Source organism: Pseudonocardia sp. ICBG1293, assembly GCF_020131355.1.
Taxonomy (GTDB): Bacteria; Actinomycetota; Actinomycetes; order Mycobacteriales; family Pseudonocardiaceae; genus Pseudonocardia.
In genome coordinates, this window is sequence record NZ_JAHLEL010000020.1 from 79,111 (window position 1) to 94,840 (window position 15,730).

At 72.9% G+C, this 15,730-nt stretch carries 14 protein-coding genes and 1 tRNA gene; 8 read left to right on the plus strand and 7 right to left on the minus strand.

Annotation, left to right across the window (positions count from 1 at the left end; all coding sequences use genetic code 11):
- Positions 1 to 272: 272 nt before the first annotated feature.
- Complete coding sequence (topA, locus tag KPF47_RS11270; RefSeq protein WP_224388753.1) at positions 273 to 3,092, plus strand: type I DNA topoisomerase; 2,820 nt, start codon at positions 273 to 275, stop codon at positions 3,090 to 3,092.
- Positions 3,093 to 3,155: 63 nt separating this feature from the next.
- On the opposite strand, the gene KPF47_RS11275 is transcribed toward topA, so the two are convergent.
- Positions 3,156 to 3,629 (minus strand): GatB/YqeY domain-containing protein, encoded by a 474-nt coding sequence (locus KPF47_RS11275; protein ID WP_224388755.1) that lies wholly within the window; start codon positions 3,627 to 3,629, stop codon positions 3,156 to 3,158.
- 38 nt (positions 3,630 to 3,667) lie between these two features.
- Here KPF47_RS11275 and KPF47_RS11280 point away from each other — a divergent pair, with 38 nt between their 5' ends.
- Together KPF47_RS11280 and KPF47_RS11285 are read left to right on the plus strand one after the other, a co-directional pair.
- Positions 3,668 to 4,618 carry a metallophosphoesterase gene (locus tag KPF47_RS11280; protein WP_224388757.1) on the plus strand — a complete coding sequence of 317 codons (951 nt, stop codon included), beginning with the start codon at positions 3,668 to 3,670 and terminating at the stop codon, positions 4,616 to 4,618.
- A 37-nt stretch (positions 4,619 to 4,655) separates the two neighbouring features.
- Positions 4,656 to 4,729: transfer RNA gene (locus tag KPF47_RS11285), tRNA-Pro, on the plus strand.
- A 133-nt stretch (positions 4,730 to 4,862) separates the two neighbouring features.
- Here KPF47_RS11285 and KPF47_RS11290 read toward each other — a convergent pair.
- Entirely contained in the window at positions 4,863 to 5,630 is a 768-nt protein-coding gene (locus tag KPF47_RS11290; protein WP_224388759.1) for an SDR family NAD(P)-dependent oxidoreductase, read from the minus strand.
- A gap of 112 nt (positions 5,631 to 5,742) precedes the next feature.
- Between KPF47_RS11290 and KPF47_RS11295 the strand changes: the two genes are divergently transcribed.
- The 5 genes from KPF47_RS11295 (at position 5,743) to KPF47_RS11315 (ending at position 9,498) form a co-directional block, all read left to right on the plus strand.
- Positions 5,743 to 6,381, plus strand: a complete 639-nt coding sequence (locus KPF47_RS11295) for a TetR/AcrR family transcriptional regulator (RefSeq protein WP_224388761.1) — start codon at positions 5,743 to 5,745, stop codon at positions 6,379 to 6,381.
- 162 nt (positions 6,382 to 6,543) lie between these two features.
- Positions 6,544 to 7,074, plus strand: a complete 531-nt coding sequence (locus tag KPF47_RS11300) for a polyketide cyclase (protein WP_224388763.1) — start codon at positions 6,544 to 6,546, stop codon at positions 7,072 to 7,074.
- 17 nt (positions 7,075 to 7,091) lie between these two features.
- Positions 7,092 to 7,424, plus strand: a complete 333-nt coding sequence (locus KPF47_RS11305; RefSeq protein ID WP_224388765.1) for a hypothetical protein — start codon at positions 7,092 to 7,094, stop codon at positions 7,422 to 7,424.
- A gap of 347 nt (positions 7,425 to 7,771) precedes the next feature.
- The gene (locus KPF47_RS11310) at positions 7,772 to 7,975 is read left to right on the plus strand and encodes a cold-shock protein (RefSeq protein ID WP_178374807.1); all 204 of its coding nucleotides are present in this window, start codon (positions 7,772 to 7,774) and stop codon (positions 7,973 to 7,975) included.
- 104 nt (positions 7,976 to 8,079) lie between these two features.
- On the plus strand, positions 8,080 to 9,498 hold the full coding sequence (locus KPF47_RS11315; RefSeq protein WP_224388767.1) for a phosphotransferase family protein: 1,419 nt from the start codon (positions 8,080 to 8,082) through the stop codon (positions 9,496 to 9,498).
- On the opposite strand, the gene lnt is transcribed toward KPF47_RS11315, so the two are convergent.
- Genes lnt through KPF47_RS11335 form a run of 5 tightly spaced genes read right to left on the minus strand, consistent with a single transcriptional unit; the run spans position 9,473 to position 15,722 of the window.
- Positions 9,473 to 10,969: an apolipoprotein N-acyltransferase gene (gene lnt, locus KPF47_RS11320; protein ID WP_224388769.1), complete on the minus strand. Its 1,497-nt coding sequence runs from the start codon at positions 10,967 to 10,969 to the stop codon at positions 9,473 to 9,475. The two genes, KPF47_RS11315 and lnt, sit on opposite strands and share 26 nt — an antisense overlap.
- Before the next feature lie 4 nt (positions 10,970 to 10,973).
- Entirely contained in the window at positions 10,974 to 11,744 is a 771-nt protein-coding gene (mptB, locus tag KPF47_RS38600; RefSeq protein ID WP_308015377.1) for a polyprenol phosphomannose-dependent alpha 1,6 mannosyltransferase MptB, read from the minus strand.
- Positions 11,627 to 12,394 carry a polyprenol phosphomannose-dependent alpha 1,6 mannosyltransferase MptB gene (gene mptB, locus KPF47_RS38605; RefSeq protein WP_308015378.1) on the minus strand — a complete coding sequence of 256 codons (768 nt, stop codon included), beginning with the start codon at positions 12,392 to 12,394 and terminating at the stop codon, positions 11,627 to 11,629. The genes mptB (KPF47_RS38600) and mptB (KPF47_RS38605) overlap by 118 nt, the downstream gene beginning before the upstream one ends.
- Before the next feature lie 8 nt (positions 12,395 to 12,402).
- Positions 12,403 to 14,433: a hypothetical protein gene (locus KPF47_RS11330; RefSeq protein WP_224388771.1), complete on the minus strand. Its 2,031-nt coding sequence runs from the start codon at positions 14,431 to 14,433 to the stop codon at positions 12,403 to 12,405.
- A gap of 47 nt (positions 14,434 to 14,480) precedes the next feature.
- Positions 14,481 to 15,722: an acetyl-CoA carboxylase biotin carboxylase subunit family protein gene (locus KPF47_RS11335; protein WP_255659498.1), complete on the minus strand. Its 1,242-nt coding sequence runs from the start codon at positions 15,720 to 15,722 to the stop codon at positions 14,481 to 14,483.
- Positions 15,723 to 15,730: the final 8 nt, after the last annotated feature.

A 15,730-nucleotide genomic window follows, 5' to 3' on the forward strand; every position in this document is an offset into this window, starting at 1 on the left:
GCGACGACGATGTGAGATCGTGCGATCGTCGACCCCGAACAGGACGTTCAGCGGGAGCGTCCCGGGCACACCCGGAGGACCGCACGATGTCACAGTGCGGGGTCGGGACACGGCGACGACGTCGCGGGGACCGCGACGCGGCCGAGGAGATGAGGTAGGACCACGTGGCAGCAGCGACAACGGGAACGACGGGTTCGGCACGCACGTCGGGGGGCAGCACGCGCAAGCCGACCTCGACGGCGAACGCAACCGGCCGCCCGACGCGCCGCCTGGTGATCGTCGAGTCCCCCAGCAAGGCGAAGAAGATCCAGCCGTACCTGGGCAACGACTACGTCGTCGAGTCCTCGGTGGGGCACATCCGTGACCTGCCGCGCGGTGCCGCCGACGTCCCGGCCAAGTACAAGGGCGAGTCCTGGGCGCGCCTCGGCGTCGACGTCGACAACCAGTTCAGCCCGCTCTACGTCGTCACGCCGGAGAAGCGCAGCACCGTCTCGGAGCTGCGCGAGGCGCTCAAGACCGTCGACGAGCTCCTGCTCGCGACGGACCCCGACCGCGAGGGCGAGGCCATCGCCTGGCACCTGCTGGAGACACTGCGACCGACGGTGCCGGTCCGCCGGATGGTCTTCCACGAGATCACCGAGTCGGCCATCCGCGCGGCCGCGGAGAACACCCGCGAGCTCGACCAGCACCTCGTCGACGCGCAGGAGACCCGCCGCATCCTGGACCGCCTCTACGGCTACGAGGTCTCCCCCGTGCTGTGGAAGAAGGTCATGCCGAAGCTGTCGGCGGGCCGCGTCCAGTCCGTGGCGACCCGGCTGATCGTGCAGCGCGAGCGGGACCGCATCGCCTTCCGCTCCGCGGAGTACTGGGACATCGCCGCGACCCTCGACGCCGGGGAGAAGGCCACGCCGCGCTCGTTCGGTGCCCGCCTGCTGCAGGTCGACGACAAGCGTGTGGCCACCGGCCGTGACTTCGACTCGCTCGGGCAGCTGAAGAAGGGCTCCGCCGAGGTCGTCACCCTGGACGAGGCGCAGGCCCGACGCCTCGCCGAGGGGCTACAGGACCGTCCGATAGAGGTCGCGTCGGTCGACTCCAAGCCCTACACCCGCAAGCCGTACCCGCCGTTCATGACCTCGACGCTGCAGCAGGAGGCGGGCCGCAAGCTGCGGTTCTCCTCCGAGCGCACGATGCGCAGCGCGCAGCGCCTGTACGAGAACGGCTACATCACCTACATGCGTACGGACTCGACGACCCTGTCGGCGACGGCCATCGAGGCCGCCCGCTCCCAGGCCCGTGAGCTGTACGGGGACGCCTACGTCGCGGACTCGCCGCGCCAGTACACGCGCAAGGTGAAGAACGCCCAGGAGGCCCACGAGGCCATCCGCCCCGCGGGCGAGACCTTCCGGACCCCGGGTGCGATCGCCCGCGAGGTCGACGGGGACGACTTCCGTCTCTACGAGATGATCTGGCAGCGGACCATCGCCTCGCAGATGAACGACGCCCGCGGGACCACCGTGAGCGTCCGGATCGCGGGTACCGCGGGGACCGGCGAGAAGGTCGTGTTCGCCTCCTCCGGCCGCACGATCACCTTCCCCGGCTTCCTCAAGGCCTACGTCGAGACGCTCGACGACGAGGCCTCGGGCCAGCAGGCCGACGACGCCGAGTCCCGCCTGCCCGAGCTGACCGAGGGCCAGCCGCTGACCGCCACCGAGCTGGTGCCCGACGGGCACTCGACCAGCCCGCCGTCGCGCTTCACCGAGCCCGCTCTGGTCAAGGCCATGGAGGAGATGGGGATCGGCCGGCCGTCGACGTACGCGTCGACGATCAAGACCATCCTCGACCGCGGCTACGTCTGGAAGAAGGGCTCCGCGCTCGTCCCGTCGTGGGTGGCGTTCGCCGTCGTCGGGCTGATGGAGCAGCACTTCGGCCAGCTCGTCGACTACGACTTCACCGCCGCCATGGAGGACGACCTCGACTCCATCGCCTCCGGCGACGACTCGCGGGTGCACTGGCTGTCCGGGTTCTACTTCGGCACCGACGGCGCGAGCAGCGGCTCGGAGATCGCCCGGGCCGGTGGGCTGAAGAAGCTGGTCGGGTCGAACCTGGAGGAGATCGACGCCCGCACGGTGAACTCGATCCCGATGTTCGCCGACGCCGAGGGACGCGACGTCGTCGTCCGGGTCGGGCGTTACGGCCCGTACCTGGAGCGGATCGTCGACGGCGAGTCCCAGCGGGCGAACCTGCCCGACGACCTGGCCCCGGACGAGCTGTCCGAGGAGATCGCCGAGAAGCTGTTCTCGGTGCCGCAGGAGGGCCGCAAGCTGGGCACCGACCCGGTGACCGGGCACGAGATCGTGGCGAAGGAGGGGCGGTTCGGCCCCTACGTCACCGAGCTCCTCCCCGAGCCGGAGGTGCCCGAGGGCGCCAAGAAGAAGCCCGCCAAGCCGAAGGCGCGCACCGGCTCGCTGTTCAAGTCGATGTCGGTCGACACCGTGACCCTCGAGGACGCGCTGCGACTGCTGTCGCTGCCCCGGATCGTCGGTACCGACCCGGACTCCGGTGACGAGATCACCGCGCAGAACGGCCGCTACGGCCCCTACCTGAAGAAGGGCACCGACTCGCGGTCGCTCTCGGGCGAGGAGCAGCTCTTCACGGTCACCCTCGACGAGGCCCTGGAGATCTACAAGCAGCCCAAGCAGCGAGGCCGTGCCGCCGCGGCGCCGCCACTGCGCGAGCTGGGGGAGGACGCCTCGACCGGCAAGAAGATGGTGATCAAGGACGGCCGGTTCGGCCCCTACGTCACCGACGGCGAGACGAACGCCAGCCTGCGCAAGGGCGACTCCGTCGAGGAGATCACCGACGAGCGGGCCTCCGAGCTGCTGGCCGAGCGGCGGGCCAAGGCCCCCGCGAAGAAGACGACGCGCAAGCCCGCGGCGTCGAAGAGCACCGCATCGAAGGGCACCGCGGCCAAGGGCACCGCGGCGAAGGGCACCGCGTCCAGGACCGGTACCCGCACGGCAGCGGCGAAGAAGACGACGGGCACCGCGGCGAAGTCGACCGGGACGCGTACCCGCAAGACCCCCACCACCTGAGCCGGCCACGACGGGCCCCGTACCGGAGCGATCCGGTGACGGGGCCCGTCGCGTGGGCGCGGGTCAGCCCGCGGCCAGGGCCTTCTTCACCGCGGCGGCGACCCGGCCGCCCTCGGCACGGCCGGCCGCGGCGGCGTTCGCCTTCTTCATGACCTGGCCCATCTGCCGCATGCCGGGCCTCTCGCCGGACTCGGCCTCCACCTCGGCGACGGCGGCCGTGGCCAGGGCGGCCACCTCGTCGTCGTCGAGCTGGGTGGGCAGGTACCGGGCGAGGACCTCGCCCTCGGCCCGCTCGCGGTCGGCGGACTCGGGGCGGCCGCCGTCGGCGAAGGCCTGTGCGGACTCGGCACGCCGCTTGGTCTCCTTGGTGATGACGGCGCGCACCTCGTCGTCGGAGAGCTCCCGGGCGGTGTCACCGGCCACCTCGGCGTTGCCGATCGAGGTCAGGACGGATCGCAGGGTCGTCCGGACCAGCTCGTCCCTGGCCTTCATCGCGGTGGTCAGGTCGGCCCGCAGCTGCTCCTTGAGGGTGCTCACGGCTCGCCACGATAGTCCCGCGTCGTAGTGTGGATCGCGTGAGTATCGCCGGGAGCCTCGCTCGTACCGCCGCCGGAGCCGCCCTGATCGGAGCGTCGGGGATCGGGTACGCGGCCGGGATCGAGCGCCGGCACTGGACGCTGCGCCGGGTCGAGCTGCCCGTCCTCGACCGGGGAGCACGTCCACTGCGGATCCTGCACCTGTCGGACTTCCATCTCACCCCCGGCCAGCGCAGCAAGATGCGCTGGATCGCCGCGCTGGACGAGCTCGACCCGCACCTGGTCGTCGACACCGGGGACAACCTGGCGCACCCCGACGCCGTCCCGGGGGTGTTGAGCGCGCTGGGGAGGCTGCTGGAGCGACCGGGCGCGTTCGTCTTCGGCAGCAACGACTACTACGGCCCCACCCCCAAGAACCCGGCCCGCTACCTGCGCCGCGGGGACACCAGGCGGGCGCACGGGGAGGACCTGCCCTGGACCGACCTGCGGGCCGCGTTCCGCGAGCACGGCTGGGTCGACGCCACGCACGCCCGGCACGTGCTCGAGGTCGACGGCCGGACGGTGCGGATCGCGGGTGTCGACGACCCGCGCCTGAACCGGGACCGCTACCCGCGGATCGCCGGCCACGACGCCGACGCCGACCTGCGCATCGGCCTCACGCACTCCCCCGAGCCCCGGGTGCTCGACGGGTTCGCCGCCGACGGCTACGACCTCGTGCTCGCCGGGCACACCCACGGCGGCCAGCTGCGCCTGCCCGGCTACGGCGCGCTCGTCACCAACTGCGGGATCGACCGCTCCCGGGCCCGTGGGGCGAGCCGCTGGGGCACCCGGATGCGGCTGCACGTGTCCGCCGGGCTGGGTACCTCGCCGTACGCGCCGGTGCGGTTCGCGTGCCCGCCCGAGGCGTCGCTGCTGACCCTCGTACCCCGCACGACCGGCCCCGATACGCGCACGGGAACCCCCGCGCAGGTGTCGGAGGGCATCGGGTAGAGTTCTCCACGGCTCACGGGGAGACCCGGGAGCCGATCGGGGTGTGGCGCAGCTTGGTAGCGCGCTTCGTTCGGGACGAAGAGGTCGCAGGTTCAAATCCTGTCACCCCGACATCGTGAAGGCCCAGGTCCGGCGGACCTGGGCCTTCGTCGCGTCCTGGCCCGCACCGCCGCAGCGCCCGCACCGTCAGCTGCCGGACGGCGTGCCGGAAGGCCCCGGCGGGTGCGCCGGGACGAGCCCGCCCTCACCTCAGGGCGGGGCCGAGGAGCAGGCCACCGTCGCTCACGTACTCCGAGCCCGTCACGAAGGACGCCTCGGAGGAGGCCAGGAAGAGCACCAGCGCGGAGATGTCCGCCGGTTCCCCCAGCCGCGGGACCGCGAACGGGTCGGGCGAGTAGAAGTCGGCGATCGGTGCCGCCGCTCCCGCCGCGGGCTCGGAGATGAACGGGGTGGCGACGCCCCCCGGGTGGACGGCGTTGACCCGGATCCCGTCGCGGCCGAGCTCGAGGGCCGCGGTCCTGGTCAGCCCGCGCAACGCCCACTTGGCCGCGACGTAGGGCGCGTAGAGGGCCGTACCCCCCGTCCCCATCACGGAACCGATGTTGACGATCGACCCGCCACCCGCGCGGCGCAGGGCCGGCGTGACCGCTCTGATCCCGAAGAACGCCCCGGTCAGGTCGGTGTCGAGGACGTGCCGCCAGGTGGAGGTCCCGGTCGTCTCGATCGGGGCCGGTGGGTTCTGGACGCCGGCGTTGTTGACCAGGACGGTCAGCTGCCCGAACCGGTCCTCGGCCTCGGCGACCGCCGCAGTCCACGACGCCTCGTCGGTGACGTCGAGCTGCACGACACAGTGCCGGCCGTCGAGCTCCCCGGCGAGCCGGTCCCCCCGTTCGCGGCGGGTGGTGCCGATGACGACGTTCGCACCCTCCGCGTGGAACGCGCGGACGTGGCCGGCGCCCTGCCCCCCGGTGCCACCGGTGACGAGGACGGTCTGTCGGTCGAAGCGAGACATCTGGGCTCTCCCGTTGTCGCGAGCAAGTGGTGAGTCGATCCACTCACCTCGCCATCGAGGCTAGGGGCGGCGAAGAGGTGAGTCAAGTGACTCACCTCGGTACCATCGACCGATGGATGCTTCCGTGCCGACCTACCACCGGCGCATGGCGGAGGAGAAGCGCGCCCTGATCGTGGCGGCGGCCACGCGGCTGTTCCTCGCATCCGGCTACGACCGCACCTCGCTCGCCAGGGTCGCGGACGAGGCGGGCGTGTCACGGGCGACGCTGTTCAAGCAGTTCCCGACCAAGGCCACGCTGTTCGAAGCCATGATCACGGCGACCTGGGACGAGGGGGACGGTGGCGCGGACGTCCCGACCGGCGACCTGACCACCGGCCTGCGCACGCTGGGCCACCGGTACGCGGCGCTGCTGGGCCGGCAGGAGATGCAGGACCTGTTCCGCATCGTCATCGCCGAGCTCCCCCGGTTCCCGGAGCTGGCGCGGGCGCAGTTCTCGCTCGGCAAGCTGCCCTACTTCGAGACCGTCCGCCGCCATCTCGCCGCCGCGCACGACGCCGGCACCGCCCGGATCGACGACGACGAGCTCGCGACCACGCAGTTCCTCGGAATGATCTCCAACGCCCTGTTCTGGCCCGCCCTCCTGCTGCCCGACTGGAGCGTCGACGCGGACCGGGTCGACCTGGTCGTCGCCGAGGCGGTCCGCACGACGTCGGCGCGGTACGCGGTCCGGGCCGACGCACCCGGCCCGTGACGACGCCCGGGCGGCCGGGGACGCGCCGCACCCGGTGCCGACCGGCCGCGGGCCCCCGGGGACCGGGACCGCCCGCGCCGGCGGCCGCGGGCGTCGTCGGACCGCCCGGCGGCGGCGCCCTGCCGGGTGCAGGATCGGGCCGTGATCGGCGACCGATGGGGCGTGAGCGACGCCGAGACGCTCCGCCGCTACCCGTGCGACGAGTTCGTCCCCGAGCCCGCACTGCAGGCCTGGCGGGGAGTGTCGGTCACCGCGCCGGCCACGGCCGTGTGGCCGTGGGTCGCCCAGATCCGGCTCGCCCCCTACTCCTACGACTGGGTCGACAACCTCGGCCGCCGTTCACCGCCCGTCCTGGTCGGGCTGCCGGACCCGCAGGTCGGGGAGGCCTTCACCGCGACCGGCGGCCGGCGGCTCGGCCGGATCCTGGCGGTGCGCCCGGGCACCGAGCTCACCGGCACCGTCCTGGGCGCGGTCATGTCCTACGTCCTCGTGCCCCGGGGGCCGGACTCGACGCGTCTGCTGCTCAAGGTGTCCATGGGCGGTCCCCGCGTGCTCGCCCCGCTGCTGTCGGTCGGCGACCTCGTCATGGCCCGGCGACAGCTGCTGAACCTCCGTCGGCTCGCCGAGAGCCACGGCCGGGCACGGCGACGTGACGACCCACCGGGCGTGGTGGGGTGCGGCGACGGGGGGTGATGCGCGATCCTGGCGGGATGAGTGAGAACCCGGTAGCGCTCGATCTCGACGACGCGGGACTGGCCGGTGGCCTCCCCCGCCCGGCGCACCAGCTCGACGGGATCCAGGACGTACCGTTCCGCCCGGTCCAGTTCCGCGACAACGACCTCCCGACAGCGCTGGAGCGTGCCGCGGGATGGCTGCGTGAGACCCAGACGTGGCTGGGCGAGCCGGTCGACGTGATCGCCATCCACCTCGACTACAACGAGGCCTCGGAGGCCGCGTACTACGAGCTCAAACTGCTCTGCAACGAGGAGGACCTCGCCGGCGCACCCATCGCGGTACGCCAGCGATCCGCCTCCGACGTCTGAGTACGCGACGGCCGTCGTCGCCCCGGCACCGTCGCGCCGGGGCGACGACCCGTGAGTGACCAGGGTCACCATGAGCCTCATGATCAGCAGGTCAGGGGCCCGGGAGTGATCGGTCCGGTGCCGCCGGACGGGGCGGCTGTTTGGCCCACACCGCGCCCTGCGGTAGCGTTCCCCTCGGTCACCGTAGTTCTGAGTTTCGTGTCTCAAGCGCGCTCGCAGAATGATGATGCGGGCGGACTTGCTGTCTTTGGTGTAGCTGAAGCTGGCTGCCGTCTGGGAATTCCTCTGACCCGGGCAGCCGCACGACGTGGTTGTTCCGTCCGAATGCTGCATGACAAGGAGTCACCATGACCAACGGAACCGTGAAGTGGTTCAACGCCGAGAAGGGCTTCGGCTTCATCGCCCCCGAGGACGGCGGCGCGGACGTCTTCGTCCACTACTCGGCGATCGAGGGCACCGGCTTCAAGGAGCTCCAGGAGAACCAGGCCGTGTCCTACGAGGTCACCCAGGGCGCCAAGGGCCCGCAGGCCTCCTCGGTGTCCCCCCGCTGACACCCCCGCCCGGCCGTGCGGCCGGGCACTGTTCCTCCGTCCGATGGCGGCATCCCCACTGGGGATGCCGCCATCGGCGTGTTCCGGGCCGCTACCGTCGTGCCGTGCCGCTGTCCGCCCGTCAGGCCTCGTTGCTCGGGGCCTGGCTGCCCGGGTACGAGGTCGTGGCCGACCTCGGCTGGGGCCTGGTCGGGACCACCGTGCTGCGGGTCCGCCACGACGGCTCCGACCTCGTCGTGAAGGCCGGCGACGACGCCGACACCCACATCGCCCGTGAGCTGCGCGCCCACCGCGAGTGGCTGGCCCTGCTCGTCGCCCGCGGTCGTGCGCCGGAGCTCCGCCGGGCCGATGCCGACACGAAGCTCCTGGTCACCCGCTACCTGCCCGGGACCCTGGTGCAGGACACACCCGCCGAGCACGAGCCGTCGACCTACCGCGCGGCCGGGGAGCTGCTGGCGCTGCTGCACGACCGGCCCGCCGTCGTCGACGACGGCTACGGCGCCCGGTTGCGCGACACCGTCCTGACCAGGCTCGGGCGTCCGCACCGCATCGCACCCGGGATCCTCGCGCGGCTGCGGGCGGAGGTGAGCGGCTGGCCGGTGCCGGCGGCCCGGCTCGTCCCCACCCACGGTGACTGGCATCCGCGCAACTGGCTGGCGCACGACGGGGCCGTCGCGATGATCGACCTGGGCCGGGCGGCACTGCGCCCACCGCTCACCGACCTCGTCCGCCTGGCGTCCCGCCAGTTCCGGTGGGACCCGGCGCTGGAGGCCGCCCACCACGACGGCTACGGCGGCGACCCGCGCGAGCCCGGCCCGTGGCGCCGCGAATGGGTCGCCGAGGCCGTCGGCACCGCGACCTGGGCCCTGGAGGTCGGCGACGAGCCGTTCGAGGCCCATGGACACCGGATGCTCGCCGAGGCCTTCCCGGACCAGCGTGGCACGGTGCCCCTCGTCGTCGGTCCGGCCGACTCGTTCGACGACCTCGCGACCCTGCTGGGCCCGAAGCGCGACCCGGACGCGTCGGTCTGCTGGTGCCTCTCGCACCGCGTGCCCGCGGCCACCAACCGCTCCCTGACCGGCCGGGCCCGGGGCGAGTACGTCCGCGAGCTGACGACCCGCGCGGTCGCACCCGGCGTCGTCGCCCACGACGACGGCGAACCGGTCGGCCGGGCCGCCGTCGCGCCCCGCGCGACCCTGCCGTTCGCCCGGTCCCGCACGATCCCGCACGTCGACGACCTGCCGGTCTGGTCGGTGTGGTGCTTCCGGGTCCGCTCCGGGTACCGCGGACGCGGCATCACACACGCCCTGCTCGCCGGCGCCGTCGCCTACGCCGCGGCCCGGGGGGCACCGGCGGTCGAGGGCTACCCGGTCGACAACCGGGGCGCCCGGGTCGACCCGACCATGGCCTACGTCGGCACCCGCGCACTGTTCGAGGCCGGCGGGTTCACCCTCGCGGCGCCGACCACCGGGGTGTCCGGCGGGTTCGGGCGGGTGGTCATGCGGCGGTCGACGTCCGGCTGAGCGCCCGGCGTCGCAGCAGGTACCCGGCCACGGCCGCGAGCAGCCCGGCCAGTGCGAGGCCGTGCTCGGACCAGGCACCCCAGCGGGTCGCGAACGTCAGGCCGGTACGCAGCGGCACCTGCTCGACCAGGGTGTCCGCGGTGTAGAGCCCGGTCTGCGCGACGACGGAGCCGTCGGGGCGGATCACCGCGCTCGCCCCGGACAGCGCCGCGACGACCGCCGCCCGGCCGTGCTCGACGGCCCGCAGCCGCGACATCGCGAGGTGCTGCCAGGTCATCTCGCCGCGCCCGTACCAGGCGTTGTTGGTCGGGATCACCAGCAGGGAGCCGCCGTCGGCGACGCCGTCCCGCAGCACGTGGTCGTAGGCGGTCTCGTAGCAGATCGCCGCCGCCACCCGGGTGCCCGCGACGGGCAGGACCCCGGGCGCCGTACCCGGGGTGAAGTCGGCCAGCGCGACGAACGGGGTCAGGTACTGCGTGACCGACCGCAGCGGGATGCGCTCGCCGAACGGCACGAGCTCCTGCTTGGCGTAGCGCTCCCCCACCCCGGTGCCCGGGTTCCACACGGCCACCGCGTTCTCGGTGTCGGTCGCGCCCGCCTCGTAGCCGGCGCCGATCAGGAACGGCACGCCGAGCGCGTCGACGACCCGGTCGACCGCCGGGTCGACGCCGTCGGTGGACAGCGAGCTCTCCGGCCACACGACGAGGTCGGGCCGCGGCACCGCGCCGGACCGGACCCGGTCGATCAACACGGAGGTCTCGGCGAGGCTGTTCGCGCGCAGGGTCCTACCGGCGGTGAACAGGCCGAGCCCGATGTCGGGGGCGTTGCCCTGCACGACCGCGACGGTGCGGGTGCCGTCCTGCGCGTCGACGGGCGGGGTGGGCACCGCGAGCAGCACGAGCACGATCGCCGCGACCGGGACGAGGCCGACGACCCGGCGGGGACGCTGCAGGAACGCCGCCACGCAGAACCCGGCCGCGACCACCGCGACCGACACCAGCGGGGCCCCGCCGATCGCGGCCAGCGGCAGGAACGGCCCCTCGACCTGCCCGAACGCGACCCGGCCCCAGGGGAAGCCGTTGAGCGGGAACCGGCTCTGCACCCATTCCTGCGCGGTGAACGCGAGCGCACCCCACACCGGCGCGGCGGGCAGCCGGGCGGCCAGGGCCACGAGCGCCCCACCCAGCGCCGGGAACCCCGCCATCACCAGCGACAGCCCCACCCACGGGAACGGGCCGTAGTCGCGGCCGAGGAACTCCTGGATCCACGTCAGGTGCGCCAGGTAGAAGGCGAACCCGAACACCGCCCCCAGCCATGCGGCCCGACGCACCCGGACCCCGGACAGCGCCCACCAGAGCAGCGCGAACGCCACGATCGCGGTCCACCACACGGTCCGGGGCGGGAACGCCAGGTGCAGCAGGACCCCGCCCACGACGACCGCCGCGATCCGCAGCGCGAGTGCCTTCACCACGGGGTCAGCATGATCCGGTCGCTGCACCGGCCCGCGCCCGGGTCCGCGCGAGCACCGCCACCACCACCGCGACGACGAGCAGCGCCCCTGCGTAGGCGGCGACGAGCAGCGCCGGCCGGCCGGAGAAGTCCCCGGCGAGCGGTGGCAGCAGCACCGCGAACACCGCGACGACCCCGGTCAGCACCGTCCGCGCCCGCGGCGGGAGCGGCACGCAGGCCAGCGGGGTCAGCGCCCACAGCAGGTACCACGGGTGCAGCACCGGCCCGAGCACGACAACGGCACCGAGCACCAGGCCGAGCGCCGCCGTCGCACCGGTCCGGCCCCGGGCCTGTGCCACGAGCACCCCGGCGACGAGCACCGCGGCGAGCACCGTCCCGGCGGCGAGCGCCGCCCCCAGCGCCGCGGCCGGGTCGGCGCCGAGCAGGCCCGCGAGCGCCGCGGCCCAGTTGGACGGCGCCATCCAGCTGAACAGCTGCCCGGGCGCGGAGACCGCCCCGAGCCAGCTCCCCCCGCCGGCGTCGACGGCCGACACCGCGAGCGCGACCGCCACGGACACCCCCGCGACCGCCGCGACCGCCGCCCACCGGTGGGCACGGCCGGGCGCGGACCGGGCCGCGGCGACCGCCAGGACCACCAGACCGGCCGCCGCGGGGGCCTTCACCAGCGCCCCCAGCGCGACGAGCGCGGTGCCGGCGACGAGCGCCGCCCGCGACCCGCGCTGCGCGGTGGCGAGCCCCACGAGCACCAGCGCGAGCATCGGCCCGTCGTTGTGCATGCCGCCGAGGAGGTGCCAGAGCACCAGCGGGTTCGCGACCCCCCCCTGACCAGCGCCGTCCCGGGCGGGACCCCGTGCGCGCGGGCCAGGCGCACCACGGCCCACGCCATCCCCGCCACCGCGACGACGGCGAGCAACCGGTACGCCGCCACCCCGGCGACCACCCCGTCCCCGGCGACGGCGGCGACCGCCCTCTGCCACAGGTCGGTCACCGGCCCGTACGGCGACGGTGTCTCCCGCCAGTAGCCGTCGACCCGTGCGAGGACCGGTGATCCGGCGGGCAGCCCGGCCGCGGGCCCGACGCGGTGCGGGTCGGCCCCGCCGAGCGCGACCATCCCCTGGGCCAGGTAGCTGTACACGTCACGGGAGAACAGCGGCGGCGCGACGAGCAGCGGGGCGCCCCAGGCGAGCAGCACCCGTACCGCCCGTGCCGGGGCCACCGGTGTGCGCACCAGTTGCAGCCAGGCCACGACGACCAGCCCCATCCCGGTCACCGCGACGCCGAGCGCGACCGGCGACCCGGGCCGGAGCACCACCGCCCAGGCGCCGCCCGTCAGCAGCACCGCCCCGGCGGCGCCGAGCACCGTCGGCACGGCCCCGGCGGCCCCGATCGCGGGCGGTGCCGGGGCCGGGCGGTCCTCCTCCCCCACGGCCGGGGTCAGGCGGTCGGGCCCGCCGGACCGTCGGACGCCTGGAGCGCCCCGGCGGGGAGCCGGTCGGCACCCCAGCTGCGCTCGATGTAGCCGACGATCGTGGCGATGTCCTCGGCGGGCACCCGCTCGGGCTCGCCGTGCTCCAGCGGGTCGCCGTGGAAGATGTAGAGCCTCGACGCGAACTGGTCGAACGGCAGCGACGCCTCGCCGAACCGTTCCCCGTTGCCCGCCGTCGAGACGACCACGCCGTCGCCCCAGTCCTGCCCGCTGTCGTTGTTCGGGTTGTAGAAGTACACCCGCATCACGTCGTTCGGGTCCGGTGCGACCCGCAGGACGGCGATGGCGTGCCAGCCGACGTAGCGGGCGGCGCTGTCGGTGACCGCGATGCCCGCGGGCTGCGGGTGGATGAGCGGCGGCCCGCCGTTGTAGCCGGGGTGGTAGCCGGCGTGGAACTGGCGCAGGAACGCGTCGAGGTCGGTGAGGTTGCCCGTCTCGACGTCGACGTTGATGTGGAACCCGCGGGCCGCCCACCAGCCGTGGAACTCCGGGTTGACCCAGCGGTGCGGGTCCCCGGGGCGGTCCGCGCAGCGGCGGCCCATCTCGGCGTAGATCCGGTCCAGGTGCGGCACGACGACCAACGACACCGGGTCGAGGTCGATCGGCAGCTTCTCCGCGACCCCGGCCCCGCTCTCGGTCGAGGAGATCCGCTGCCCCTCGAAGTGCATGACGATCTCGTCGTCGCGGGCGGCCCAGACGACCATCTGCAGCAGGTAGTCCGGGTCGTTGTAGGCCCACATCGACAGGGCGCGCGCCGACTGGCAGGTGGGGTTGTCGCCCTGCCCCACGCCGAGCGGCTGGCCCAGCATCGACAGCACACCGGCCAGCAGCCGGACCTCGGGCTCGGGCTGCTCGCCGAACGCCGCGACCAGGCGCTGCCGGGCCGCCGGACCGATCTCGAGCGCGATCTGGCGCCACAGACCGGGCACCACCGGCGGCTCGTAGAGGATGCCGCGGTCGAGCAGCAGCGACAGGCCGTAGATGCACTGCGCGGTGTGCGGGGTGACCGCCTCCTCGATCAGACGGTGGACCAGGTCACGGAAGCGCAGCAGGCAGTTCTTGCCGGTGTCGGACAGCCCGAGCGCCTCGGCGAGCAGGTAGTCGCTCTCGTGCCGCAGGAACTGCAGCAGCTCCGCGTGGTACGGCGACACCAGCCCGGTGTCGTGCATGGCCCGGGCGAACCCGGCGGCCTCGTACTGCAGACCGCCGGTGTCCATCGCCTCCAGCCGGGACCGGAACACGTCGATGCCCGGGTCCTCGCGGCTCGCCTCGGTGGTCCCGAACAGGGCGGTGATCAGCCGGTCGAGCCCCTGACCGGAGGACAGGTCGACGCTCGGGTCCCCGCGCCACACCGACAGCCGGGTGATCAGTGACGACACCTGGTCGACCTGGATCGGCCGCTGGCGCAGGATCCGCCAGATCTCGTCCACCAGCTTGTCCAGGACGCTGTCGTAGCCGATGCCCTCGGCGATGTGGCGGAACAGGTCGCGGATCATCTGGGCCGTCCGGCCCTCGTGGACCCGCTCCGCCTCGGTCGGCGGGGTGAACAGCAGCTCGAGGTTCATCGCCAGCACCTGGGACAGGAACTGCCGGGCGTCCTCGGCCGAGATCCCCGGGTGCTCGTACTCCCCCAGGGCGACCGCGAGCATCCGCAGCTCGCTGGTCGCCTCCATCACCACGGTGTCGGCGACGCCGCTGTGCAGCCCGGCCCCGACGAAGGCCGGGACCAGGATGTCCGGCTGTGCCCAGTCGGTGCCGGCGAACACGCCGGCGTCCTCCAGTTCGCGGGCGCGGGCCTGCACGGCGGCGGGCCCTCCGTCCTGCAGCAGGACACGGCGGAGCTGCTCCAGGACCCTGCGGATCTTCGTCGTCTTACCGAAGTCCGGGGTCCTGGCCAGGTCCCGGGTGGCGTCGTCGAGCGAGACCAGGCGCCTGTCCAGCACGGAGGTCCCACTCGCGACGTCGACGGTCGGTTTCACACGGCTTCCCTCGTTCGGGCTCCACGTCCGTGGGCGGGTACCCGCCCTCAGACGTAGAAGTCGAGTTCTTCCTGCTTCTTCAACAGATCGCGCATCCGGTAGGGGTCGTCCCCGAAGAAGTACAGCAGACCCCAGTGGGTGCCGAACGCGGTCCTCTTGGTCACCGTCTCCTCGACCGGCGACGTGAGGTCGTGCGACTCGTAGTAGTCGTCGTCCTCGGTCTCCTCGGGGATCTGCAGGCTGCTGACGACGCGGCGGCGCGGGTAGACGCCGAAGCAGCCCGCGACACCGGAGGCACCCTCGACCTCCTTCGGGAAGAAGGCGTCGATCTCCTCCTCGGTGGTCTTCGGGTCGAACGCCAGCACGAGGCCCTGGTAGGCGTTGAACCCGTAGGAGCGCTCGAGCAGCTCGAAGACCTTGAAGCCCGGCGGCCGGTAGGCGACCTCGCCGAAGTACATCTCGCCGTCGGAGGTGACGAAGTACTCCGGGTGGACGAAGCCGAACTCGATGTCGAAGGTCTTGATCAGCTTCTCGATCTGGGCGGTGATCGCGGGCCGGTACTTCTCCAGCTCCGGGGTCGCCGGCACGAACACCGAGTAACCGAGGGTGACGTACTCGGAGATGTTGAGAAACTTGATCTTGCCGTTGTGCACCCACGCCTCGACCGCGAACTCCCACCCGTCGAGGTGGGACTCCATCAGGAGCGGGAACTCCTCGTCCGGGATGTTGTCGATGTCCTCGTAGGTGCGCACCACCCGGTGCCCGAGGCAGCCCGCCTTGTCGAACGCCTTGATGTGGATCGGGTCGTTCGGGTCGCCGTCGAGCTTCAGCAGGGTCTGGTTGACACGCTTGAGGAAACGGACGATGTCGTCACGGTCGTGGGCCTCCTCGAAGATGCCCACCCGGATTCCGCCGAGCTGCGCCCGGCGCTTCATCAGTGCCTTGTCCCGGAGCAGCATCGCCTGGCCGAACAGCCGCGGGTTGTCGAGCAGCACCGAATTGATGGCACCGGCCCATTCCACCGTTTCCTCGAACAGCGGGATGGCGACGTCGACCCCCATCTCCTGCAACGTCTCCGCGATCTCCATCGAGCGGTCGTTCAGCCGCTCGAAGTTCCACGGGACGTACGGGATCTCGTGCTCCCTGCAATATTCCTCGGCCCAGTCCGGGGCGACGACGACATAGCGGCGATCGAAGCGGTCGATCGCCTCCACCGCACTGAGACTCCAACCGAGAAGAGCGACGTATCCCTTTTCCGGATTCTTGGTGGCTGAGTCGGACCGAGGCATGGAAGAGC